A 24,722-nucleotide genomic window follows, 5' to 3' on the forward strand; every position below is an offset into this window, starting at 1 on the left:
CTGCCGGCCGATCTGCCCAAGACCGTCGGCGCGCTGAAAGCAACGGGCCACCGCGAACGGGGCATCAAGACCGAGATCCGCGAGAACCTGCTGGCAGCGCTGGCTGACGGCAAGGACGTCTGGCCCGGCATCTTCGGATTCGAGGACACCGTCCTGCCGCAGCTCGAGCGCGCGCTGATCGCCGGGCACGATGTCGTGCTGCTCGGTGAACGCGGCCAGGGCAAGACCCGCCTGTTGCGCGGTCTGGTCGGGCTGCTGGACGAATGGACGCCCGTCATCGCGGGCTCGGAGCTCGGTGAGCACCCCTACTCGCCGATCACGCCCGAGTCGATCCGCCGGGCCGCGGATTCAGGCGACGACCTGCCGATCACCTGGCAACACCGCAGTGAGCGCTATTTCGAGAAGCTGGCAACGCCCGACACGAGCGTCGCCGACCTGGTCGGCGACATCGATCCCATCAAGGTCGCCGAGGGACGCAGCCTGGGGGACCCGGAAACCATCGCCTATGGCCTCATCCCGCGGGCGCACCGCGGCATTGTCGCGATCAACGAGCTGCCCGACCTCGCCGAGCGCATCCAGGTCGCGATGCTCAACGTGATGGAGGAGCGCGACATCCAGGTCCGCGGCTACACCCTGCGCCTGCCGCTGGACGTGCTCGTGGTCGCCAGCGCCAACCCCGAGGACTACACCAACCGTGGCCGCATCATCACGCCGCTGAAGGACCGCTTCGGCGCCGAGATTCGGACCCACTACCCGCTGGAACTCGACGCCGAGGTCGGCGTCATCAAGCAGGAGGCGCACCTGGCCGCTGAGGTGCCGGAATACCTGCTGCAAATTCTGGCCCGCTTTGCGCGGTACCTGCGCGAGTCGCAGTCGATCGATCAGCGGTCGGGCGTCTCGGCCCGGTTCGCCATCGCAGCGGCGGAAACCGTCGGTGCGGCGGCCCAGCATCGTTCCGCGATTCTGGGCGAGCAGGACCCCGTGGCCCGCGTGATCGATCTCCAGACGGTGATCGGCGTGCTGCGCGGCAAGCTGGAATTCGAGTCCGGCGAGGAAGGGCGCGAACAGGCGGTGCTGGAACACCTGCTGCGCCGCGCGACCGCAGACACCGCGCAGCGGCTGCTCGGCGGCATCGATGTGGGTTCGCTGGTTGCGGCGGTGGAAGGGGATTCACCGGTGACGACGGGCGAGCGGGTGTCGGCCAAGGACGTGCTGGCCGCGCTGCCTGACCTGCCGGTGATCGACGCGGTCGCCGACCGGCTGGGTGCGCAGTCGGACGGCGAGCGGGCGGCGGCCGTCGAACTGGCGCTGGAAGCGCTGTATCTGGCCAAGCGCATCGACAAGACCTCTGACGACGGCGAAACGGTATATGGCTAATCATCTCTCGCGGTACTCGCGCTACACCGGCGGCCCTGACCCGCTGGCGCCTCCCGTCGATCTGAGGGAGGCGCTGGAGCAGATCGGGCAGGACGTCATGGAAGGCGCGTCGCCCCGGCGCGCGCTGTCCGAGCTGCTGCGGCGCGGCACCCAGAACATGCGCGGCGCCGACCGACTGGCCGCCGAGGCCAACCGGCGTCGCCGGGAGTTGCTGTCGCGCAACAACCTTGACGGCACGCTGCAGGAGATCAAGAAGCTGCTCGACGAGGCCGTACTCGCCGAACGCAAGGAACTGGCCCGGGCGCTCGACGATGACGCGCGGTTCGGTGAATTGCAGCTGGAGTCGTTGTCGCCGTCACCGGCCAAGGCCGTGCAGGAGCTCTCCGAATACGACTGGCGCTCAGGGGAAGCGCGGCAGAAGTACGAGCAGATCAAGGATCTGTTGGGCCGGGAGATGCTCGACCAGCGGTTCGCGGGCATGAAGGATGCGCTGGAGAACGCCACCGACGAGGACCGGCAGGCCGTGAGCGACATGCTCGACGACCTGAACGACCTCTTGGAGAAACACGCCAAAGGTGAAGACACCCAACAAGATTTCCAGGACTTCATGGCCAAGCATGGCCAGTTCTTCCCGGAGAATCCGCAGAATGTCGACCAACTGCTGGACTCCCTGGCCCAGCGTGCCGCGGCCGCGCAGCGATTCCGCAACAGTCTGTCCCCCGATCAGCGAGCCGAATTGGATGCGTTGGCACAGCAGGCCTTCGGGTCGCCGTCGTTGATGAACGCGCTCGGCCGACTCGACGCCAACCTGCAGGCTGCCCGTCCAGGGGAGGACTGGACGGGGGAACGGAGTTTCACGGGCAACAACCCGCTGGGTATGGGGGAGGCCGCTCAGGCGATGGCGGACGTCGCCGAGTTGGAGCAACTGGCGGAACAGCTTTCGCAGAGTTACGCCGGTGCTCAGATGGACGACGTCGATCTGGACATGCTCGCCCGGCAACTGGGTGACGAGGCCGCCGTCGACGCGCGCGCCTTGGCGGAGCTGGAACGCACCCTGATGAACCAGGGCTTTTTGGATCGTGGCTCGGACGGGCAGTGGCGGTTGTCGCCCAAAGCCATGCGCCAGCTCGGGCAGGCGGCGTTGCGCGATGTGGCGCAACAGCTTTCCGGTAGGCACGGTGAACGGGATACCCGCCGGGCGGGTGCGGCCGGCGAACTGACCGGGGCCACCCGGCCGTGGCAGTTCGGTGATACCGAGCCGTGGAACGTCACGCGCACGTTGACCAATACGGTGCTGCGGCAGGCGGGTACGGGTCAGGACGGCCCGCTGCGGATCAGCGTCGACGATGTGGAGATCTCGGAAACCGAGACCCGCACCCAGGCCGTGGTGGCGCTGTTGGTGGACACCTCGTTCTCCATGGTGATGGAGAACCGGTGGCTGCCGATGAAGCGCACCGCGCTGGCGCTCAATCACCTGGTGAGCACCCGATTCCGCTCGGATGCGTTGCAGATCATCGCTTTTGGCCGGCATGCCCGCACCGTCTCGGCGGCTGAACTGACCGGGCTGGAAGGCGTCTACGAGCAGGGCACCAATCTGCACCACGCACTCTTGCTCGCCGGCCGGCATCTGCGTCGGCATCCCAATGCACAGCCGGTCATCCTGGTCGTCACCGACGGTGAGCCGACGGCCCATCTGGAGGTGTATGGAAACGGGACTGGAGCCAGATCGGCGGCTCAGCCGCCGGCGACGTTCTTCGACTACCCACCGCATCCGCGCACCATCGCCTTCACGGTGCGCAGCTTCGACGAGGTGGCCCGAATGGGCGCGCAGATCACCATCTTCCGGTTGGGGAGTGATCCCGGCCTGGCCCGGTTCATCGATCAGGTGGCGCGCCGCGTCGAAGGTCGTGTCGTGGTGCCGGAACTCGACGGATTGGGTGCGGCGGTCGTCGGTGACTACCTGCGCTCGCGGCGGCGCCGGCGCTAGCCCCTTGTGGCGAGCGTGCGTGTCTGCGCCCGACACGCCGGGCTCCATGTGCATGATGCGCACACTCGTCGCCCGCGAGCGCTACGGAACTGCACGCACACGATGGTGTGTCGCTCGCATACACGCACGCTCGCGGGGATGTGGTTAGGCGAGGAAACCGACGTCCTTCCGGCCCCCGCCCACCACGGGGTCCGGATCTGCCCCGAGCGTCCGCGTCAGTACTTCGTGATAGACATCGCGAAAGTCGGTGGTGACCTTCAGATCTCCGTTGTCCAGATCGGTCAGTGACGGCTCGTCGCCGTAGAAGCCACCCTTGACCGGGGCGCCGGCGATGAACATCGGGCCGGCCGTGCCGTGGTCGGTGCCCTGCGACGCGTTGGCACGTACTCGGCGACCGAACTCTGAATACGCCATCAGCACAACGTTTCTTCCGTGCGGATCGCCGGCCATCTGGTCGAGGAAGCCGGTCACCGCGGTGTCGAGTTGGCTCAGCAGCCGCTGCTGGGTCCCGCGTTCATTGGCGTGAGTGTCGAATCCGCCCAAGCTCACGCTGTACACCCGTGTCGGGACGCCGGCCTTGATGCAGCGCGCCACCACCCCGAGTTGGTCGGCGAGGGCATTGTCTGACTTGCCCTTTGCGGCCGGCGACTTACCCTTGTGCGCCGCGGGCCGGGTGCCGGCCTGCGTGGCGGGCTGCAGCGCAGCGTCGGTCGTCTGCGCGGCCCGATACGACTGGCGCACCATGGCCATGGCCGGAGTGTCCTGCGCGGCCGGTGTGCCCAGGGCGTCGATGGTGTTGGCGAAAGACTTGACCGTATGGTCACCACTGACTGAAAGTGCTGCAGCGGTTACTTTTTCGCCGACCGCCAGAGGTGGCAGGACCGTGCCTATGTTCACCGCGCGCAGCGGGTCGTCCCCGGTTGCGTCGAGCCACCGTCCGATCCAGCCGGTGGGCACCGGCTCGTCCGGCGAGGCGGTCTGCCAGATGTCCATCGATCGGAAATGACTGTGGTCGGGTTTGGGATAACCGACTCCGCGGATCACCGCCAATCGCTGCTGCTGCCACAGTTTGGCCAGCCCGGACATCCCGGGGTTCAACCCGAGCGCCGAGTCCAGATGCAGCACATCGGATGCGGCGTAAGCCAATTCAGGCCTGGACTGGTGGTAGGCCGAGTCTGCATAGGGGATCAGCGTGTTGATGCCGTCGTTGCCGCCGTACATCGTGACCAGCACCAGGATGCCCGAACCCTGTGCCAGCGGACGATCGTGCGCGGCCTGCAGCAGGTCGGGCAATCCGAAGGTGGCGCCGGCCAGCAGCCCCGCCGCGGTCAATCCCGTGCTGGCGAACAGAAACCTGCGCCGATTCATCTCAACCATGTGCACCCCTACGACGTCAGGTTCTCGGGCGTGTTCGCCGCAGTGGCCACCAGCTCGGGTGGGCGATTCACCAGGGGACGGAGCGCGGCCGCGCTCTGGTCCGACCACGAGCCGATGCCGAACAGGTATCCGGCCGCGTCGATGCGATCCGACGGTGCCGCGTCGGATACTGCGGAGACGTCACCCTGACGGGCCAGCGCGGTGGCCGCGCGTAGCCGTACTCCTGCGCTCGCGGTGGACAGCCAGGCCTGGCCACGCGGCCAGCCACCGACGTCGGGCGGGTAGAAGGGCTGCTGGCCAAGCATTTTCAGGGTTTGGTCGATCAGCTGAGCATTCTGCGTCGTCGGCACCTTGAGGGCACGCACCAGCCCGACGGTCCACTCCGCCGGAGTGTTCACCAGGGACGCGGGGTGGGAGAGAAACTCCGGGTCGGTCAGGATGGCCAGGGTCAGCGCCTTCAAGTCGCGGTCGGCGCCGTACGCGCCGACCAGTCGAGACAATGCCGGGGCCGACGGCGGGTCGTCCGATGCGAGTTGCTGCCAGAGCCGTTGCGCCACAAACTCGCCAGACTCCGGTCGTGCCAGCACGGCGTCACAGAATCCCGCGGCGTCCAGGGCACCCGTCACACCCAGCACGGTCTTGTCGCCGGCGTCGTGCCGTTTGTGGACCAGGCTGGACTGCCCGTCTTTGATCACCCACCCGGTCAGTGCCCGGGCCCCTTCGCGCACGTCGGATTCGGTGTAGCCGTTCCCGTGGCCGAGCGCGAAGAGCTCCATGAACTCGCGAGACAAATTCTCGTTGGCGGCTTTCTCGGTGTTCTGCTGACCATCCAGCCAGCGCAGCATGGCCGGATCGGTGAGCATCGAGTACGCGAGCGACCGGAAGTCGCCGAGTGCGCCGCCCCGCAGTTTCTGGTTCTGTATGGCCATCAGCCTTGCGGCCCGGACTTTGCGCGCCGAGGTGGCAAAGTGGTTGTGCCACAGCAAAGTCAGCTTCTCGTGGACCGGCTGCTGTACCGCCACCATGCGGTTCAGCCACCACTGTGACAGGCTGTGCATCTCATCGTTGAGACCGCGGTTGTACTCCTTCCGCGCTGCGGCGGTCGCGCTTTTGCCGGGTGGGATGGATGCGCGGAACTCCGGCAGGGGCGTCGATTTGGCGCCGGGATCGGCCTCCGGGTGGGAGTCGAGCGCTGCGGTCAGATAGTCCGGTTGCGCGACGGCAGCATCGACGGCGTGACCGGTGGTGCCGAAACCGGTGCGGCGCAACAGCCGTGCCGTGGCCATCCACTCCGCTGACTGCGTGGGCATGACGCAATGGTGAAGGGCGAGCTTAAGTGCGCGCTATGAGCCCGAGTACCCGATGCTGTGTAGTTTTGTCACGCTCGTCGGCCGCGAACGTCACCAATGTGCATGCCTATGACGGCGTGTTGGGGGACAGACGCGCACGCTCGCGGGAGGTCCAGCCCAGCGCAAAGCTCGCGGTGACGGAGCTAGGAGGGCAGAGGCTTGCGCCTCTTGGACTTGATGCCGACGCGGCCCCACAGCGAGAAGCCACGGATGGTGACGCGCGGGGCGCCGGGGGTGCCCCGCTGCCCGAGGTGGTCGAACGCGCCCATGACACCGACACCGTGGACGTCGACGTTGACCTCCGGCGGCAGCAGGATGGTCTGGCCGCCGAAGATCGAGTAGGAGTGGATCTCGACGTCGGGGGAGGTGAAATCGGCGTACCGCAGATCGATGACGCCGCCGCCGAACAACGAGAACGACGTCAGCCGCTGTGGCACGTTCCAGCGGCCCCGCCGCTCGAATCCGCTCATGATCGCCAGCAGCACCGTCGAGGGCGCGGGGTGGCATTCGCCGCCCGCTTCCCACGGTGCGGTGGTGATGTACGGCAGGTCGGCGCTCAGCTTCAACAGTTCGGCGTACGTCTGAGCCGAATAGGCGCGGTTCAGTCGGTCCTCGTACTCGGACATCGGCAGCCGCCCCTGCGCGGCCGCGTCGCTGAGGAGGTGAGCGACCTGTATCCGGTCGGTATCGGCGGCGCGCATCTGTGCGCGCGAACCTGGGGTGCTCATCAAGTCGAGCCTACGACGATCACAGCAACTTGCAAGGCTGCTGTTACAAACTGTGGCCGCATCGACGTCATATCCGTTACGGGATGTGGATCACTTATTCCAGTTCGGCTGCCGCTTCTGTAGGAAGGCCATCATGCCTTCCCGTGCCTCGTCCGAGACGAACAACTCTGCCGACTGCTTGGCCAGCTTCTCGGCATCGCGGTCGAAATCAGCCAGGATCGACGCCGTGGTCAGCGCCTTCGACGTGGCCAGACCTTGCGGTGAGCCCTTGGTGATCTCATCGGTCAGTTTCGCCACCGCGGCAGGTACGTCGTCGGTCGCGACGGTCACCAGGCCGATCCGTTCGGCCTCCGCAGCACCGAACTTCTCACCCGTGACGAAGTAGCGACCCGCCGCACGGGCCGTCATCTTCGGCAGCAACGTCAGCGAGATGATCGACGGCGCCACGCCGATGCGGGCCTCGGTCAATGCGAAGGTGCTTGCGGTGCCTGCGACCACCAGGTCGCAGGCACCGATCAGTCCCATGCCGCCCGCCCGGACGTGGCCGTCGATGGCGGCGATCACCGGAACGGGCAGCTCCAGGATCGATCGCAGCAGCCTTGCGGCATCCAGGGCGCGGGCGTTTGCAAGGTCGCCGGGGTCGCGTCCGGCGGCTTCACTGAGGTCAGCGCCGGCGCAGAAGGTGCCGCCGGTGTGGCCGAGCACCACCACCCGCACGTCCGGATCATCGGCCGCATCGATGAGGCCCTGCCGCAGCTGGTCCACCAGCGCGGTCGACATCGCATTGCGGTTGTGCGGTGAATCCAGCGTCAACCGGGCGACGCCGTCTTCGACCGAGTAATGCACAAGGGCGGTCATGGGGTTCCTGTTCAGTACGAGCGCGGCAGGCCCAGCGAGGTCTGTGCGACGAAGTTCAGCACCATTTCCCGGCTGACGGGAGCGATCCGCGCCAACCGCGATGCGGTGACGGCGGCGGCGATGCCGTACTCCTTGGTCAGGCCGTTACCGCCCAACGATTGCACAGCCTGATCGACGGCGCGCACCGATGCTTCACCGGCGGCGTACTTGGCCATGTTGGCCGCCTCGGCGGCGCCGAAGTCGTCACCGGCGTCATACAGCGTCGCGGCTTTTTGCATCATCAGCTTGGCCAGCTCGAGCTCGATATGAATCTGGGCGAGCGGGTGCGAGATGCCCTGATGAGCACCGACCGGGACTTTCCATACCTGGCGGGTCTTGACGTACTCGGTGGCGGTGCGGATGGCGAGACGGCCGGTGCCGACGGCCATGGCCGCACCGATGATCCGCTCGGGGTTCAGACCGGCGAACAGCTGCGCGATGGCGGCGTCTTCGGAGCCGACGAGCGCATCGGCCGGCAGCCGCACCTCGTCCAGGAACACCTGGAACTGGCTCTCCGGGCTGATGATCTCCATCTCGATCTTGGTCCAGGTCAGGCCCGGGGCATCGGTGGGTACCACGAACAGCGCCGGCTTCAGGTTGCCGGTCTTGTGGTCTTCGGTGCGGCCGACCACCAGCACGGCGTCCGCCTGGTCGATGCCCGAGATGAAGACCTTCTGCCCGGACAGGATCCAGTCGCCGCCATCGCGGCGGGCCGTGGTGGTGATGCGGTGGCTGTTGGAACCGGCGTCGGGTTCGGTGATCGCGAAAGCCATGGTGAGCGAGCCGTCCGCGAGACCCGGGACCCAGCGCTTCTTCTGTTCCTCGGTGCCGTACTTGGAGATGATGGTGCCGTTGATGGCTGACGAGACGACCATCATCAGCAGCGGACAGCCGTTTGCGGCCATCTCTTCCATGACCAGGCTCAGCTCGTACATGCCGGCACCGCCACCGCCGTACTCCTCGGGCATGTTGACGCCCAGGAAGCCGAGTTTGCCGGCCTCAGCCCACAATTCGTCGGTGTGCTGACCGGCGCGGGCCTTCTCCAGGAAGTAGTCCTGGCCGAACTTCGCGGCCATCCCGACGACGGCCTCGCGCAGCGCCTTGCGCTCTTCGGATTCGATGAAGCTCATTTGTCATTCTCCTTCGGGGTTTACGGGAGGTTCGATGCGGGCCATGACAGCGCCGACATCGACCTGCTGCCCGGGTTGCACGTTGAGTTCGGCGAGCACACCGGAATCCGGTGCGGCGATGGTGTGTTCCATCTTCATGGCTTCCAGCCAGATCAGGGGCTGGCCGGCCGTGACCTGGTCGCCGACGGTTGCGCCGAGGCGCACCACGGAGCCGGGCATCGGCGCCAGCAGCGAGCCCTTGGCGACGGCGGAGTCCGGATCGGGGAACCGCGGCTGGGTCACCAGGTGGACGGCGCCGGCGGGGGAGTCGACGAACACGTCGGCTCCGTACCGGGCGACGTCGAACGACCGCTCCACGCCGCCCCGTGACAACACCACGCGCGCGGGATCGGTGGTCACCACGGCCACGTCGTCGCAGCCGGGAAGCTCGACGCCGTCGCGGGTGAACCGGTACCGCACCTGATGCTCGGCTCCGGCTGCGTCACTGTACGAACGGCTCTGGTAGCCCGACGCAAGATTGCGCCAACCGCTCGGCGCGGCGGCGAAAACCGTTGCTGTGGCGCGGTTGTGGGCGGCGTCGGCCAGGGCGGCGGCGACGGCGGCCAGCGTGATGTCCGCGCGTGTGGGCGCCGCCAGTTCGGCCAGGCCGTGCGTGTCGAAGAACGCGGTGTCGGTGTCACCGGCCAGAAAGGCGGGGTGCCGCAACACATTCACCAACAGGTCGCGGTTGGTGCGCAGGCCGTGAATGCGCGCCCGCGACAGCGCGTCGGCGAGGATCGCCGCCGCCCGGTCGCGCGTCGGCGCGAACGAGATGACCTTGGCCAGCATCGGGTCGTAGAACACCGACACCACCGATCCGTCGACGATGCCGGAATCGACGCGCGTTCCGGCGCGGCCCAGCAGACTGAACTCGGTTCGGGTCCCCGGCACCTCGAATCGGTGCACCGTGCCCGCCTGTGGCTGCCAGTCCTTCGCCGGGTCCTCGGCGTAGAGCCGGGCCTCGATCGAATGTCCTTGCGTCACGGGTGGTTCCTGATCGAGCCGTCGCCCATCCGCTACGGCCAGCTGCAGCTCGACCAGATCGAGTCCGGTGGTCTCCTCGGTGACCGGGTGCTCGACCTGCAGGCGGGTGTTCATCTCCAGGAAGAAGAAGTCACCGTCCGCCCCATCTTCTCCGGAGGCCATGAACTCCACGGTCCCGGCGCCGGTGTAACCGATCGCGGTCGCCGCCAGCCGGGCCGCCTCGAACAGCTTGGCGCGCATACCCGCAGTCCGCTCCACGAGCGGGGACGGTGCCTCCTCGATGACCTTCTGGTGGCGCCGCTGGATGGAGCACTCGCGTTCGCCGACGGCCCACACCGTGCCGTGCGCGTCGGCCATCACCTGCACCTCAATGTGGTGCCCGCTGGCCAGGTAGCGCTCGCAGAACACCGTCGGGTCGCCGAATGCGGACTGGGCCTCGCGCTGCGCGGCCGCGACTTCGGCCGGCAACGCGGACAATTCGCGAACCACGCGCATACCGCGGCCGCCGCCGCCGGCGGAAGCCTTGATCAGCACCGGCAGTTGATCGGCGGTGACGGAGTCGGGGTCCAGCTCGGTCAGCACCGGAACGCCGGCCGCCGACATCAGCTTCTTGGCCTCGATCTTGGAGCCCATGGCCTGTACCGCGGCCACCGGTGGCCCGATCCACGTCAGCCCGGCCTCTTGCACCGCGGCGGCGAAATCGGGGTTCTCCGAGAGGAATCCGTAGCCGGGGTGGATGGCGTCGGCACCGGAGGCCTTGGCCGCGGCAATCAGCTGGGCGCCGTCGAGATAACCGGTGCGGCCCTCGAGCCGCACCCGGTCATCGGCCTCGGCGACGTGGGGCGCGGCAACGTCGGGATCGGTGTACACCGCGACGGTGCCGATGCCGAGCCGGCGGCAGGTGGCGAATACCCGGCGAGCAATTTCACCGCGGTTGGCCACCAGTACTTTCTGAATCATTTTTCCTCCGGCCGAACGTGAGCTTGTGTTCGAAATTTCACCGAAAACTCGTGCACAAGCTCACGTTCGGCGGCAGCAATTTCCATGGTCACATCCGGAAGACGCCGAAGTTCGACGTCCCCTCGATCGGGGCATTGGCAATGGCGGACAAGCACATTCCCAGCACGGTGCGGGTGTCGCGGGGGTCGATGATGCCGTCGTCGTAGAGCCGGCCGGACAGGAACGCCGGCAGCGATTCGGCATCGATCTGCGCTTCGACGGCGGCACGCAGCGCCGCATCGGCGGCTTCGTCGACCTGGCCGCCCCGGGCTTCGGTGGCCGCCCGGCTGACGATGGAGAGCACGCCGGCCAGCTGCGCGCCGCCCATCACCGCGGACTTCGCACTGGGCCAGGCGAACAAGAACCGGGGGTCGTAGGCCCGGCCGCACATGCCGTAGTGACCGGCGCCGTACGAGGCGCCGATGAGCAGCGAGATGTGCGGCACCTTCGAATTGGAGACGGCGTTGATCATCATCGAGCCGTGCTTGATCATGCCGCCTTCCTCATACGCCTTGCCGACCATGTAGCCGGTCGTGTTGTGCAGGAACAACAATGGCGTATCGGCGCGGTTGGCCAGCTGGATGAACTGCGTGGCCTTCTGGGATTCCTCACTGAACAACACGCCGCGCGCGTTGGCCAGGATGCCGACCGGGTAGCCCCACAGCGTGGCCCAGCCGGTGACCAGCGACGAGCCGTACAGCGGCTTGAACTCGTCGAAGTCCGAACCGTCGACGATGCGGGCGATGACGTCGCGCGGATCGAACGGGATGCGCAGGTCGGCGCCGACGATCCCCAGCAGTTCGTCCTCGGGGTAGAGCGGCGGCACCACCGGCGCCGGCGTCGGGCCTTGCTTGTGCCAGTTCAGCCGGGCCACGATGCGGCGGCCGATGCGGATGGCGTCGAGCTCGTCCTGTGCGAAGTAGTCGCCGAGACCCGATGTGCGGGAGTGCATTTCGGCGCCACCGAGGGATTCGTCGTCGGACTCCTCGCCGGTGGCCATCTTGACCAGCGGCGGCCCGGCCAGGAACACCTTCGAGCGCTCCTTGATCATCACCACGTGGTCGGACATGCCGGGGATGTAGGCGCCGCCGGCGGTGGAGTTGCCGAACACCAGCGCGATGGTCGGAATGCCCTCCGCCGACAGCCGGGTCAGATCGCGGAACATCGCGCCGCCCGGAATGAAGATCTCTTTCTGGGTGGGCAGATCCGCGCCGCCCGACTCGACCATCGAGATCACCGGAAGCCGGTTCTCCCGCGCAATCTGGTTGGCGCGCAGGATCTTCTTCAGCGTCCATGGGTTGCTGGTACCGCCCTTGACGGTCGGATCGTTGGCGACGATCAGGCACTCGACGCCTTCGACCGTCCCGATGCCGGTGACCAGGCTGGCGCCGACGACGAAGTCGCTACCCCACGCCGCCAGCGGGCTCAGCTCCAGGAACGGGGAGTCCTGATCGACCAGCTGCTCGATGCGCTCGCGCGCGGTGAGCTTGCCGCGGGCATGGTGGCGGTCGACGTATTTCGCGCCGCCGCCGGCCAGCGCCTTGGCGTGTTCGGCATCCAGCTCGGTGAGCTTGGCCGCCATCGCGGCGGCAGCTTCGGTGTATCCGGCCGACGCGGTGTCGAGCCGTGATTTCAACTGGGTCATGATGCGCAATCCGCTCCGCTACTTGCTTGTGTCACGACTGGAACCCCAGCGTCTTGGCGGCCAGTGAGGTCAGAATCTCGGTGGTACCGCCACCGATACCGATGATGCGCATGTCGCGGTACTGCCGCTCGATTTCCGACTCGGCCATATAGCCCATGCCGCCGAACAACTGCACGCCCGCGTTGGCCACCCACTCGCCGGCCTCGACGGCGGTGTTCTTCGCGAAACAGACTTCGGCGATCAGGTTCGTTTCCCCGGCGAGCTCCCGCTCGACCAGGTGATGCGTGTACACCCGGGCGACGTCGATGCGCCGTGCCATCTCGGCGAGGGTGTTCTGCACCGACTGCCGCGAGATCAGCGGCCGGCCGAACGTCTCGCGGTCCCGGCACCACTGCACGGTCAGGTCCAGGCAGCGCTGCGCGCTCGCATACGCCTGCGCGGCAAGGCCGACCCGCTCGGAGACGAAGGCGCCGGCGATCTGCAGGAAGCCGGAGTTCTCCGGCCCGACGAGGTTGGCAGCCGGCACCCGGGCGTCGACATAGGACAGCTCCGCGGTGTCCGACGAGCGCCAGCCCATCTTCTCCAGCTTGCGGCTGACGGTGAAGCCTGGTGTGTCCTTGTCCACCACGATCAGCGAAACACCGGCCGCGCCCGGGCCGCCCGTGCGCACCGCGGTCACCACATAGTCGGCCCGCACACCCGAGGTGATGTAGGTCTTGGCGCCGTTGATGATGAAGTCGTCACCGTCGCGCTCGGCGCGCGTGCTCAGGTGCCCGACGTCCGAGCCGCCGCCGGGTTCGGTGATGGCCAGCGAGCCGATCATCTTGCCCTGCAACGTCGGTCGCACGTAGGCGTCGATCAGCCGCTGGTCGCCCGAGTCGATCATGTGCGGCGTGGAGATGCCGCAGGTGAACAGCGACGCGAAGACTCCACCGGGCACGCCGGCGTAATGCAGCTCCTCGCAGACGATCACCGCGTCGGCGCCGTCGCCGCCGCCACCACCGACGGATTCGGGCGCCTGGGCGCCCAGCAGGCCCGCCGCGCCGGCTGCCTTGTGCAGCGAGCGGGGCAGCTCACCGCTACGCTCCCACTCGTCGACGTGGGGCAGAATCTCCCGTTCTGCGAACGCGCGCACGGTCTTTCGCAGCGCGTCACGTTCGGGCGTGGTCCAGATGCTCACGAAAAAAGTTCCTCCGGGATGTCGAGATGACGGGTTCGTAGCCATTCCCCGAGGCCCTTGGCCTGGGGGTCGAATCGAGCCTGGTACGCGACGCCTTCGCCGAGGATGCCCTCGATGACGAAGTTGATGGCGCGCAGGTTGGGCAGCAAGTGTCGCGTCACGGGCAGCTCGGCCGTCTCGGGCAACAGCTCACGCAGCCTGTCGACCGTCAAAGTGTGTGCCAGCCAACGCCATTGGTCGTCATTACGGACCCAGACGCCGACGTTGGCCGAACCGCCCTTGTCGCCGCTGCGGGCTCCGGCGATGGTGCCCAGCGGTGCCCGGCGGGTGGGCCTGGCGGGCAGCGGCTCGGGCAGCGACGGATCATCGACCGGACCCAGCGCCACGGTCTCCGCGGACGGCGCGATGTCGACCCGGGTGCCGTCGGCCAGCACCGCCATGTGCGGCACCAATGTCGCGTCGACGTAGCCGGGCTTGAACAGGCCGTACACCTGCCCGTCGCCCGGGGGCGCGGTGGTCGTGAATCCCGGGTAGCTGGCCAGCGCGAGTTCGACTGCGGCTGCCGAGAACTTGCGGCCCACCTTGGCTGGATCGGGATCGCGCACCACACAGTGCAGCAAGGCGCTGGCGCGTTCCTCGGTGTCGGCGTCGGGGTGGTCGGTCCGGGCCAGCGTCCACTGCAGTTCGGCCGGGCGATCCGTGATGCTCGCTTCCAGCTGGCGCTGCAGCAGATCTGCCTTCGCCTCGATGTCCAGGCCGGTGAGGACGAACGACGCGGCGTTGCGGAAACCGCCGATGCTGTTGAGCGACACCTTCAATGTGGGCGGCGGCGCCTCGCCGCGTACTCCGGAGATGCGCACGCGGTCCTCGCCATCGGGGGTCAACTCCAGTGAGTCGACCCGCAAGGTGGTGTCGGGATTGGCGTAGCGCGCCCCGGTGATCTCGTACAGCAGCTGCGCGGTGACGGTGTCGACGCTGACGCGGCCGCCCGTGCCGGGGTGCTTGGTGATCACCGACGAGCCGTCCGCGGCGATCTCGGCCAGGGGGAACCCGGGGTGGATGAGGTCGGGAATCTCGGTGAAGAAGCTGAAGTTGCCGCCCGTCGCCTGAGTGCCGCATTCGATGACGTGGCCCGCGGCGACCGCGCCGGCGAGTGCGTCGTAGTCGGTGCGGGTCCAGCCGAAGTGCGCGGCGGCCGGTCCGACGATTACCGAGGCGTCGGTGACCCGGCCGGTGACCACGACGTCGGCCCCTGACTTCAGGCAGTCCACGATGCCCCAGGCGCCGAGGTAGGCGTTGGCCGACAGTGGGGTGCCGAAGCCCAGCTCGGCGGCGCGACCGACGAGGTCGTCGCCCTCGACGTGCGCCACGTTCACGGACAGGCCGAGCCGCTCGGCCAGTGCCCGCACGGCGGTCGCCAGGCCGGCCGGATTGAGGCCGCCGGCGTTGGCCACGATCTTGACGCCCTTGTCCAGGGCGAGGCCCAGGGACTGCTCGAGCTGGCGCAGGAAGGTCTTCGCATAGCCAAGGTCGGAGTTCTTGGCCCGGTCTCGAGCGAGGATGAGCATGGTGAGCTCGGCGAGGTAGTCGCCGGTCAGGTAGTCCAGTTCCCCGCCGGCGAGCATCTCGTGCATCGCCGCCATCCGGTCGCCATAGAACCCTGAGCAGTTTCCGATCCGGACTGCTGGTGATGTCACACACACTCCCGTCGTTCAACCAACCGGTAGGGAGGTTAGTCGGTACTAGCGGTACCGAGTCAAGGGGGTTCGGGGTTGCGTGTTGCCCGGTTGGGGCGACGTTTTGGAGCCTACGCAGGTCGGCGGCTATCCTGAGGTGCAATCGCTGCGCACGCGAGGACCGAAGTAGATTCTGCCGGCCTTCGTACGTCGCGCGGCTGACCGCAAGCAATTCCGTTTAGTTAGAGAGGTGCACATCATGGCTGTGCCCAAGCGCAGGATGTCGCGCTCGAACACCCGTAGCCGTCGCGCGCAGTGGAAGGCCGAGGCCACCGGCCTGGTCAACGTGAACGTGGCAGGTCAGGCGCACAAGGTGCCGCGTCGTCTGCTCAAGGCCGCGCGTCTGGGTCTGATCGACCTCGACCGCCGCGTCTGAACCGACCTCGACTTCGGCGTCGTAACAGTTTTCTCGCGTCCATGTGGCGCGTCTTCTCAGTCCGCTCTCAGATGATGGGGTGAGACTGTGCCTGTGCGAATCCTTGTAGTCGACGATGACCGCGCTGTGCGTGAATCATTGCGTCGGTCACTGACTTTCAACGGGTACTCGGTCGAACTGGCCCAGGACGGTGTCGAGGCGCTGGAGCGCATCTCCAGCGACCGGCCCGACGCTGTGGTGCTCGACGACATGATGCCCCGGTTGGACGGCCGTGGTGTCTGTCGTCAGCTGCGTAGCAGCGGTGATGACCTTCCTGTGCTGATGCTGACGGCGCGCGACTCGATCGACGAACGCGTCGCGGGTCTCGATGCCGGCGCCGACGACTATCTGCCGAAGCCGTTTGCGCTCGAGGAGCTGCTCGCCCGGATGCGGGCGCTGCTGCGCCGGACCGGACCCGCTGAGGGCACCGAATCGGCGGCCCTGACCTTCTCCGACCTCAGCCTCGACCCGGTGACCCGCGAGGTCACCCGAGGCTCGCGGTCGATCAGCCTGACCCGCACCGAGTTCTCGCTGCTCGAGATGCTCATCCACAACCCGCGCCGGGTACTCAGCCGTAGCCGGATCCTCGAAGAGGTCTGGGGATTCGATTTTCCGACGTCCGGCAATGCCCTGGAGGTCTACGTCGGGTACCTGCGCCGTAAGACCGAGGCCGAGGGAGAACCGCGCCTGATCCACACCGTGCGCGGCGTGGGTTACGTGCTGCGTGAGACCCCACCCTGATGTTCGACAAGGCTCGCGTGGCGGTGGACCGGAAGATGCGGGAAGTGCCGCAGATGCCGGTGACGACGCCGGACGGTCCGGTGCAACATGACGCCAGTTCGGTGTCGCTGAAATGGCGCGTCATGCTGCTCGCGATGTCGATGGTGGCCATGGTCGTCGTCCTGATGTCGGTCGCGGTGTACGTGGTGGTCTCCAAGGCGCTGTACGGCGACATCGACAACCAGCTGCACAGCCGCGCGCAACTGCTGATCGAGAGCGGCTCCCTGGCCGTCGACCCCGGCAAGGCGATCGAAGGCACGGCGTATTCGGACGTCAACGCGATGTACGTCATTCCGGGGCAGTCCATCTACACCGCGAACCAGCAGGGGCAGACGCTGCCGCTCGGGGCGCCGGAGAGGGACGTCATCGCCGGCAAGCTGCTGATGTCGTTGCGCACCACCAACTATCAGCGTGTGCTGGCCGTGCACCTGCAGTCGGGCAACTCGCTGCTGATCTCCAAGAATCTGGGGCCTACCAGCGAGGTGCTCAAGCGCCTCGGCACCATTTTGCTCATCGTGGGTGGAATCGGTATGGCCGTCGCCGCCATCGCCGGCGGCACCGTGGCGCGCACCGGGCTCAGACCGGTGGCCCGATTGACCGAGGCCACCGAACGTGTGGCCCGCACCGACGACCTGCGCCCCATCCCGGTGTACGGCAACGACGAATTGGCCCGGCTGACAGAGGCTTTCAACATGATGCTGCGGGCGCTCGCCGAGTCGAGGGACCGGCAGGCCCGCTTGGTGTCGGACGCCGGCCATGAGTTGCGCACACCGCTGACGTCGCTGCGGACCAATGTCGAACTGCTGATGGCGGCCATGGCGCCCGGGGCGCCGCCCTTCCCGGAGGAGGAGATGGCGGGTCTGCAAGCCGACGTCATCGCCCAGATCGAGGAACTGTCCACACTGGTCGGTGACTTGGTGGACCTGACCCGCGACGACGCCGGCGTGACGATCCACGAGCCCGTCGAGATGGCCGAGGTCGTCGACCGCAGCCTGGAACGAGTTCGGCGCCGTCGCAACGACATTGACTTCGACGTCGACATCGCCGGTTGGCAGGTGTACGGCGACGGTGCCGGGCTGTCCAGGGCGGTGCTGAACCTGCTCGACAACGCTGCCAAGTGGAGCCCGGCGGGCTCGGTGGTGCGGGTCCGGCTGGGGCGAATCGACCCGACGCATGCCGAGCTGGTGGTGTCCGACTGGGGGCCGGGTATCCCGCCGCAGGAACGCGCCCTGGTGTTCGAGCGTTTCTACCGGTCGACGACGGCGCGGGCGATGCCCGGTTCCGGCCTGGGGCTGGCGATCGTCAAGCAGGTGGTGCTCAAACACGGGGGCGCACTGCGGATCGAGGACACCGTTCCGGGCGGGACGCCGCCCGGAACCTCGATCCATCTCGTGTTGCCGGGACGGCCCTCGGGTGTGACCGCAACACACCGACCGTCTGGGCTGGACGTAACGGGCGTGACCACGGAAAATGAAGCTGCCCGGACGGGGGAGGATGTCTAGGGTGCGGCCGATGGTGTCTCAGTGGATTCTCAGCCCAAAAGGGCACCGTTGGGCCATGTCGTTCGTTGTCCCGGCAGCGGATCGGAAATACAGGAAGAGTGTCGACCAGTAATGACGAATCACCCGAGGTACTCGCAGCAGCCCGAGTCCGGTCGGCGTCCTGATTCCTATCAGTCCGCGCCCGGCTACGGCGCGTCGCAGCAGGCGGGGTCGTCGTACGACTGGCGGTACGCCACCCATCAGCAAGGCCAGAACACCGGGCAGTACCCCACGGGGAGCTACGCCACCGGTCAGTACCCGACCGGGCAGCACCAGACCGGCACGTACTCCACCGGTCAGTACTCGACCGGGCAGTACGGTTCGCAGCCGTACGACCCATACCGCACCGGCCAGCAGAATGGCCGGCCGTCCGTCGTGGCGCGACCGCAAAACCGTTCCCGCACAGGGCCTCTGGTTGCCGGAATGGCTGCCGTGGCGCTGGTGTCGGCGGGCATCGGCGGCGGCATCGTGATGCTGGCCCAGCCTGACTATTCGAACAGTTCGACTTCGTTGGGCGGTGCCGCACATGGACAGCACGCCGGCAACGCGCCGATCGGTTCGGTCGAGCAGGTGGCCGCCAAGGTGGTGCCGAGCGTGGTGAAGCTGGAGACCGACATGGGCCGGTCTTCCGAAGAGGGCTCGGGCATCATCCTGTCCGCGGACGGGCTGATCCTCACCAACAACCACGTGGTGGCCGGCGCCAAGGATGCTCCAGGTACACCACCCGGGGCTCCGCCGGCGCAGACCAAGGTCACGTTCAACACCGGCAACACCGCCACCTTCCAGATCGTCGGCACCGACCCGAGCAGCGATATCGCCGTGGTGCGGGCCAAGGGCGTCTCGGGGCTGACGCCCATCCAGTTGGGTTCGTCGTCCAATCTCGTGGTGGGGCAGCAGGTGGTGGCCGTCGGCTCGCCGCTGGGTCTGCAAGGCACCGTGACCGAGGGCATCATCAGCTCGCTGAACCGCCCGGTCGCCGCTGGCGGTGACGCCAAGAACCAGAACACCGTGCTGGACGCCATCCAGACCGACGCCGCGATCAATCCCGGTAACTCCGGTGGCGCGCTGGTCAACATGAGTGGCGAGCTGGTCGGTATCAACTCGGCCATCGCGACGCTGGGCGGGGATTCCGGACAGTCGCAGAGCGGCTCGATCGGTCTGGGCTTCGCGATTCCCGTCGACCAGGCCAAGCGCATTGCAGATGAACTGATCAAGAACGGCATCGCCAGCCATGCGTCGCTCGGCGTGCAGGTGGGCAACGACAAGGCCGTCGACGGCGCCAAGATCGTCGACGTGACGAACGGCGGTGCGGCTCAGTCCGCCGGGCTGCCCAGCGGTGTGGTGGTGACCAAGGTCGACGACCGGGTGATCAGTAGTGCCGATGCGCTGGTGGCCGCGGTGCGCTCGAAGGCGCCGGGCGACAAGGTGACATTGACCTACCTGGACACGGCGGGCAAACCGCAGACGGTTCAGGTGACTCTGGGGAAGGCTCAGCAGTGATGGGAACGGGTCCGAGTTCGATGTCAGAGGCGGGATATACGGTGACAGGCATGGAACAGGCAGGGGAATTGGCCGGGCGCGCACTCGTCGTGGTCGTGGACGACCGGACCGCGCACGGCGAAGAGGATCACAGCGGCCCGTTGGTCACCGAACTGCTCGGTGAGGCCGGCTTCATCGTCGACGGCGTCGTCGTGGTTCCGGCCGACGAGATCGAGATTCGCAATGCCCTCAATACCGCCGTGATCGGCGGTGTCGACCTGGTCATCTCCGTCGGCGGCACCGGGGTCAGCCCCCGCGATGTGACGCCGGAAGCCACCCGCACCATGCTTGATCGTGAGCTGCTGGGTATCGCCGAGGCGCTGCGGTCGTCGGGCTTGGCGGCGGGTATCTCGGACGCGGGCCTCTCGCGCGGCCTGGCGGGAGTCTCCGGAAGCACGCTCGTGGTCAACATCGCGGGCTCGCGCGCGTCGGTGCGTGACGGTATGGCCACGCTGGGGCCGCTGGCGGCCTACATCATCGCGCAGCTGTCCAGCCTCGACATCTGATAGCTGGAGCTCCGCCTGGGGCGTCGGTCGAACGGAGTGATCATGAAGTTCGTCCAGCTTGAACGATTCACTTCAGCAAATTGTGATCTTGGTCACACAATCGGAAAACTGTGATGAGCGACACCCAGCCCTCGCGCGATCTAGTTAACAAGGTGTTCGGCGACGTTTTGCCCGACGTTACTCAGGATGAATGTAACGAGCGGTCCGCATCCGGAGATGGTGACCGGGATCGCTGGCTACGGGAAAACGTTCCCCCGCACCATCGCTGAGCACCGGCTTTCACGAAACGGCCGCCGCAGCCGATGTTAACTCGCGATTACGCCGGTCAGTGGGTGCGTTGAGACCATGTTTCCGCCCTGTTTCAACCCAACCGGCCGGTAGCGTCGGCCCCGGTTTTCAGCTAGTTCCCAGCAAACATTTCAGCAACGGGAATATATGCGCGGTCTTTGCACCGTTCGCATTGCCGGACGATCCGTACGCCGATATCTTCCTCGTGTCAACGATGAGCAATAGGTAAGAGCAACATGTGAAGTTCGCCTACGCGGCGTACATGGAGGTCTTGCGACGGTCGCGCGGTCAGCTTGCTGGCACGCCTACTGAGCTAGGGAGAATATGAGGGCATTCAGTCGGGTGCTGGTAGCACTGGTGGCGGCGCTGTCGTCGCTGTTTCTGGGCGCGGGTACGTCTCATGCGGGTCTGGATAACGAGCTGAGCCTGGTCGATGGTCAGGATCGGACGTTGACGGTGCAGCAGTGGGACACGTTCCTCAATGGTGTGTTCCCGTTGGACCGCAACCGGCTGACGCGTGAGTGGTTCCATTCGGGCCGGGCGAAGTACAAGTGCGACGGCAAGGGCTGTGATCAGTTCGCGGGGACGTTGGAGCTGGGTTACCAGATTGGTTTCCCGTGGTCGTTGGGTGTGGGTATCAACTTCAGCTACACCACGCCGAACATCCTGCTCGATGACGTGAACCCGTTTGGTTTCCCGGCGATCGGTGGCGGCATCATCACGCCGAACCTGTTCCCGGGTGTGTCGATTTCGGCTGACTTGGGCAACGGTCCGGGTATTCAGGAAGTCGCGACGTTCTCGGTGGATGTGTCCGGTCCGGCCGGTGGTGTGGCGGTCTCGAACGCGCACGGCACTGTGACTGGTGCGGCTGGTGGTGTACTGCTGCGACCATTCGCCCGCCTGATCGCCAAGACCGGTGATAGCGTCACCACCTACGGAGAACCCTGGAATATGAACTAGGTGCACGGCAGCAGCGCCTAGGCCTTATGCTGGGCGCCGACGACGCATTCGGGGCGGCGTCGACAGGCCACAAGTCGGCCCTGTCGACGCCGCCCCTCGTCTGCAAGGAACTTTTATATGGAACATCAAGCCCAGAGAGTGGGGACCATGAAAGCATTCAGTCGGGTGCTGGTAGCGACCGTAGCGACAGTGTCGTCGTTGTTCCTTGGAACAGGTACGGCCCATGCGGGCCTGGACAATGAGCTGAGCCTGGTCGATGGTCAGGATCGGACGTTGACGGTGCAGCAGTGGGACACGTTCCTCAATGGTGTGTTCCCGTTGGACCGCAACCGGCTGACGCGTGAGTGGTTCCATTCGGGCCGGGCGAAGTACAAGTGCGACGGCAAGGGCTGTGATCAGTTCGCGGGGACGTTGGAGCTGGGTTACCAGATTGGTTTCCCGTGGTCGTTGGGTGTGGGTATCAACTTCAGCTACACCACGCCGAACATCCTGCTCGATGACGTGAACCCGTTCGGGTTCCCGGCGTTCGGTGGCGGCATCATCACGCCGAACCTGTTCCCGGGTGTGTCGATTTCGGCTGACTTGGGCAACGGCCCGGGTATTCAGGAAGTCGCGACGTTCTCGGTGGATGTGTCCGGCCCGGCCGGTGGTGTGGCGGTCTCGAACGCGCACGGCACTGTGACCGGTGCGGCCGGTGGTGTGCTGCTGCGACCATTCGCCCGCCTGATCGCCAAGACCGGTGACTCGGTGACCACCTACGGCGAGCCCTGGAACATGAACTGATTCGGGCGGTTCGCACCGAGATACGGCGGAGCCCCCGGCCACTGGCCGGGGGCTCCGCCGTATCGGCTACTTCGTCGCTTCGTTCTTCACGTTCTTCGCTTCGAGCAGGTCGCGAATCTGGGTCAGCAACTCCACTTCCTTCTTGACCGCCTCCTCCGTGACTGTGCGGAACCTGCTGTAGGGCAACACAATCACGAAGTAGATGACGGCTGCGACCAGAACGAAGTTGATCGTCGCGCTCAGGACGGCGTTCAGGTCCATGTAGTTGTCGCCGAGCAGGTGGATGCGCAGCACGCCGTATGAGTGGTCGCCGCCGGCGCCGATGCTCGAGATCAGCGGCTGGATCACCTGATCGGTGAATGCCTTCACCAGCGTGGTGAACGCGGCGCCGATGACCACGGCGACGGCCAGATCGACGATGTTCCCCTGCATGAGGAACGCCTTGAAGCCCTTGAACATGACTGCCCTCCCTGTGATACGGCCTGTACCCAGGAACGTTAAGACTGACCTTGGCTGCGCGCAGTCGTCGACGGCCTCACGGGCACAACAGATGCGCTCCGGTGATGAAATCGAAATTGGCCGCCTGGCAAATTGTGCTCGTCAGTGCAGAGTGACGGTGATCGCCCGGTGCAGAGCCGCGCCGGCGACGGCGTTGGCGCTGTGCCGCGGCAAGGCAACGAGTACGACACGTTCGTCGGCGCTTGTCGGTGATTTGAGGTGTTCGGAGACCAGCACCACCCGGGCGTCGGTGGCGATGACCTCGGCCGTCTGATCGGCGGCCGTGCCGGTGTTTTCCGGTCCGGCCAAGACGTCCACGACGTCGCCCGAGCGCAGCAGATCCGGAAGCGCGGCGTCGGCCAGATGCAGTGGCACCATGCGCGCGTCGGGGCCGGCAGCAGCAGTCGTAAGCCGCGAACCGAGCAGTCGCACGTCGGTGATGACCTCACCGCGCCGTGCGGGAGCGGCCAGTGTCGAGCCAACCGCGGCGCTGGATTCGTGCAGTGCACCGTCGGGAATGCTTGGTGCAGAACGCGATTCGATGACGACGTCAGCGGCCGTCAAGGACGAGCCAGGGGCCAGGTCATGCTTGGCGATGACGACGGGCACCAGTCCGACTCGGGGGTCCGGGCGGAATTCGATGACGGCTGCCAGGATCACCAGCAATCCAGCGACGACTCGGCGCGCGGCGGTGGTTCTGGCCCAGTCGGGCCGCAGTTTCTGTGTCAGTCGGCCGATCAACGGCGCGTCGAGCGAATCCCCCATGCCGTAACGGTAGGGATTTTGCGCGGGAAGCACAGGCCGGACGGCATCCGGCCTGTGGATAACTCAGCTGGACGCTGCGGCGGCCGGTGCGGCCGACTTCGTGCTGCTGCTGCTGCTCGACGAAGACGAGGAGTCCGATGAACTGGAGCTGGACTCGCTCTTGGCCGGAGCCGCCGCGGTGCTGGAGCTCTTCGAGTCGCGGCTGTCGGTGCGGTAGAAGCCGCTGCCCTTGAAGACCACGCCAACGGAACCGAACAGCTTGCGCAGCCGGCCGTGGCACTTCGGGCATTCGGTCAGCGCGTCATCGCTGAAGGCCTGCACCGCGTCGAACCGGTTGTCGCACTCGGTACACGCGTAGGAATAGGTCGGCACGTAAACCTCCGAGGTCGTCAAACTTGTTAGCACTCTACCGGCTTAAGTGCCAAAACAGCTATTCGGTGTCGGGCATTCCCGCGTCGGCGGCCGCGATGGGCTGGTGGCAGGGCCAAATGTCTCCGAGACGACGGCGCGACACATAGCATTGTGCGCATGACTGACAACATGACCAAGGGCGGCTGCGACAACCCGGACTGCACCTGTGAGAACTGCAACTGCGGACCGGGATGTACCTGCGGCAAGGACTGACGCCCGCTTTTCCTAACTATCCAGCTTGACCAGCCCTGACCTCGGGGTCAGGGCATGCGTCATCGGTACGTCGTGCGGCTCGGCGGGCAGCGCGGGCAAGACGTCGTCGTCGTACACTACTGCGACGAGCAATGCGTCCGGTGCGGCCAGCGGCAGTGACCGATCGTAGAAACCCGCGCCGCGGCCGAGCCGGCTTCCGGCGCGGTCGACGCCCAGCGCGGGGATCAGGATCACCCGTGCCTGTCCGATCGCGTCGGGGGGCAGATGCGGTGTGGCCGGTTCGAGCAGCCCGAATTGCGCTTCCGTGAGGTGTCCGGGTCGGTACCGGCCCCAGCTCAGGGGGGCGTCGGGGCGGGTCACCGGCAACAGCACCTCGGCGCCCGCCTCGGTCAGGGCGTCCAGCATCGCGGGCGAACCCGGCTCGGTGCCGATCGGCATGTAGGCGCACACCACGTCGCCGGAGACCACCAATTCCGGTATCTGTCGGGCCAGCGCATCGGCGGCCGCCTGCCTCTGCTCGGGCGCCAGGGCGCGGCGTCTGCGCAGGATGGCTTTGCGCAGCTCGTCCTTTTCGACCCCGGGGCTCACGCTTACC

22 protein-coding genes are annotated in these 24,722 nt (G+C 66.7%); 9 read left to right on the forward strand and 13 right to left on the reverse strand.

Annotation, left to right across the window (positions count from 1 at the left end):
• Both AC3WTE_RS04430 and AC3WTE_RS04435 read left to right on the forward strand, forming a co-directional pair.
• Positions 1–1,377 carry a sigma 54-interacting transcriptional regulator gene (locus tag AC3WTE_RS04430; protein ID WP_492436289.1) on the forward strand — a complete coding sequence of 459 codons (1,377 nt, stop codon included), beginning with the start codon at positions 1–3 and terminating at the stop codon, positions 1,375–1,377.
• Positions 1,370–3,364, forward strand: coding sequence for a vWA domain-containing protein (locus tag AC3WTE_RS04435; protein WP_492435950.1), 1,995 nt, complete (start codon positions 1,370–1,372; stop codon positions 3,362–3,364). The genes AC3WTE_RS04430 and AC3WTE_RS04435 overlap by 8 nt, the downstream gene beginning before the upstream one ends.
• Positions 3,365–3,508: 144 nt before the next feature.
• On the opposite strand, the gene AC3WTE_RS04440 is transcribed toward AC3WTE_RS04435, so the two are convergent.
• The 9 genes from AC3WTE_RS04440 to AC3WTE_RS04480 all read right to left on the reverse strand — a co-directional run bounded on the left by AC3WTE_RS04440 (position 3,509) and on the right by AC3WTE_RS04480 (position 15,389).
• Entirely contained in the window at positions 3,509–4,741 is a 1,233-nt protein-coding gene (locus tag AC3WTE_RS04440) for a DUF1501 domain-containing protein (RefSeq protein WP_492435952.1), read from the reverse strand.
• Between the two features lie 8 nt (positions 4,742–4,749).
• Entirely contained in the window at positions 4,750–6,051 is a 1,302-nt protein-coding gene (locus tag AC3WTE_RS04445) for a DUF1800 domain-containing protein (RefSeq protein WP_492435953.1), read from the reverse strand.
• A 182-nt stretch (positions 6,052–6,233) separates the two neighbouring features.
• Positions 6,234–6,818, reverse strand: a complete 585-nt coding sequence (locus tag AC3WTE_RS04450) for a DUF1707 SHOCT-like domain-containing protein (RefSeq protein WP_492435955.1) — start codon at positions 6,816–6,818, stop codon at positions 6,234–6,236.
• A gap of 90 nt (positions 6,819–6,908) precedes the next feature.
• Positions 6,909–7,676: an enoyl-CoA hydratase family protein gene (locus tag AC3WTE_RS04455; RefSeq protein WP_492435956.1), complete on the reverse strand. Its 768-nt coding sequence runs from the start codon at positions 7,674–7,676 to the stop codon at positions 6,909–6,911.
• Positions 7,677–7,687: 11 nt separating this feature from the next.
• Positions 7,688–8,845, reverse strand: a complete 1,158-nt coding sequence (locus AC3WTE_RS04460) for an acyl-CoA dehydrogenase family protein (RefSeq protein WP_492435958.1) — start codon at positions 8,843–8,845, stop codon at positions 7,688–7,690.
• Between the two features lie 3 nt (positions 8,846–8,848).
• Positions 8,849–10,828 carry an acetyl/propionyl/methylcrotonyl-CoA carboxylase subunit alpha gene (locus AC3WTE_RS04465; RefSeq protein ID WP_492435959.1) on the reverse strand — a complete coding sequence of 660 codons (1,980 nt, stop codon included), beginning with the start codon at positions 10,826–10,828 and terminating at the stop codon, positions 8,849–8,851.
• 88 nt (positions 10,829–10,916) lie between these two features.
• Complete coding sequence (locus AC3WTE_RS04470; protein ID WP_492435961.1) at positions 10,917–12,512, reverse strand: acyl-CoA carboxylase subunit beta; 1,596 nt, start codon at positions 12,510–12,512, stop codon at positions 10,917–10,919.
• A 31-nt stretch (positions 12,513–12,543) separates the two neighbouring features.
• Positions 12,544–13,692, reverse strand: coding sequence for an acyl-CoA dehydrogenase family protein (locus AC3WTE_RS04475; RefSeq protein WP_492435962.1), 1,149 nt, complete (start codon positions 13,690–13,692; stop codon positions 12,544–12,546).
• Positions 13,689–15,389 carry an acyclic terpene utilization AtuA family protein gene (locus AC3WTE_RS04480; RefSeq protein ID WP_492435963.1) on the reverse strand — a complete coding sequence of 567 codons (1,701 nt, stop codon included), beginning with the start codon at positions 15,387–15,389 and terminating at the stop codon, positions 13,689–13,691. Before AC3WTE_RS04480 ends, AC3WTE_RS04475 begins: the two co-directional genes overlap by 4 nt.
• Before the next feature lie 238 nt (positions 15,390–15,627).
• Here AC3WTE_RS04480 and rpmF point away from each other — a divergent pair, with 238 nt between their 5' ends.
• The 7 genes from rpmF (at position 15,628) to mspA (AC3WTE_RS04515) (ending at position 22,240) form a co-directional block, all read left to right on the forward strand.
• On the forward strand, positions 15,628–15,804 hold the full coding sequence (rpmF, locus tag AC3WTE_RS04485) for a 50S ribosomal protein L32 (RefSeq protein WP_459368381.1): 177 nt from the start codon (positions 15,628–15,630) through the stop codon (positions 15,802–15,804).
• 93 nt (positions 15,805–15,897) lie between these two features.
• Positions 15,898–16,584, forward strand: coding sequence for a response regulator transcription factor (locus AC3WTE_RS04490; RefSeq protein WP_459368382.1), 687 nt, complete (start codon positions 15,898–15,900; stop codon positions 16,582–16,584).
• Positions 16,585–16,637: 53 nt separating this feature from the next.
• Positions 16,638–18,125, forward strand: coding sequence for an ATP-binding protein (locus tag AC3WTE_RS04495; protein WP_492436291.1), 1,488 nt, complete (start codon positions 16,638–16,640; stop codon positions 18,123–18,125).
• Positions 18,126–18,236: 111 nt separating this feature from the next.
• Positions 18,237–19,664 (forward strand): S1C family serine protease, encoded by a 1,428-nt coding sequence (locus AC3WTE_RS04500; protein ID WP_492435966.1) that lies wholly within the window; start codon positions 18,237–18,239, stop codon positions 19,662–19,664.
• A gap of 20 nt (positions 19,665–19,684) precedes the next feature.
• On the forward strand, positions 19,685–20,209 hold the full coding sequence (locus AC3WTE_RS04505) for a MogA/MoaB family molybdenum cofactor biosynthesis protein (protein ID WP_492435967.1): 525 nt from the start codon (positions 19,685–19,687) through the stop codon (positions 20,207–20,209).
• Between the two features lie 612 nt (positions 20,210–20,821).
• Positions 20,822–21,457, forward strand: coding sequence for a porin MspA (gene mspA, locus AC3WTE_RS04510; protein ID WP_459368384.1), 636 nt, complete (start codon positions 20,822–20,824; stop codon positions 21,455–21,457).
• Positions 21,458–21,604: 147 nt separating this feature from the next.
• Complete coding sequence (gene mspA, locus AC3WTE_RS04515) at positions 21,605–22,240, forward strand: porin MspA (RefSeq protein WP_492435968.1); 636 nt, start codon at positions 21,605–21,607, stop codon at positions 22,238–22,240.
• Positions 22,241–22,306: 66 nt separating this feature from the next.
• Here the strand turns inward: mspA (AC3WTE_RS04515) and mscL are convergent, their stop codons facing one another.
• The 4 genes from mscL to AC3WTE_RS04535 all read right to left on the reverse strand — a co-directional run bounded on the left by mscL (position 22,307) and on the right by AC3WTE_RS04535 (position 24,715).
• On the reverse strand, positions 22,307–22,699 hold the full coding sequence (mscL, locus tag AC3WTE_RS04520; protein WP_492435969.1) for a large-conductance mechanosensitive channel protein MscL: 393 nt from the start codon (positions 22,697–22,699) through the stop codon (positions 22,307–22,309).
• A gap of 141 nt (positions 22,700–22,840) precedes the next feature.
• The gene (locus tag AC3WTE_RS04525) at positions 22,841–23,503 is read right to left on the reverse strand and encodes an SAF domain-containing protein (RefSeq protein ID WP_492435971.1); all 663 of its coding nucleotides are present in this window, start codon (positions 23,501–23,503) and stop codon (positions 22,841–22,843) included.
• Positions 23,504–23,566: 63 nt separating this feature from the next.
• Complete coding sequence (locus AC3WTE_RS04530; RefSeq protein ID WP_492435973.1) at positions 23,567–23,875, reverse strand: FmdB family zinc ribbon protein; 309 nt, start codon at positions 23,873–23,875, stop codon at positions 23,567–23,569.
• Positions 23,876–24,139: 264 nt separating this feature from the next.
• Positions 24,140–24,715 carry a 5-formyltetrahydrofolate cyclo-ligase gene (locus tag AC3WTE_RS04535; protein ID WP_492435974.1) on the reverse strand — a complete coding sequence of 192 codons (576 nt, stop codon included), beginning with the start codon at positions 24,713–24,715 and terminating at the stop codon, positions 24,140–24,142.
• Positions 24,716–24,722 lie beyond the last annotated feature (7 nt).

The organism is Mycobacterium sp. FW102-FHT13B02, from assembly GCF_058790275.1.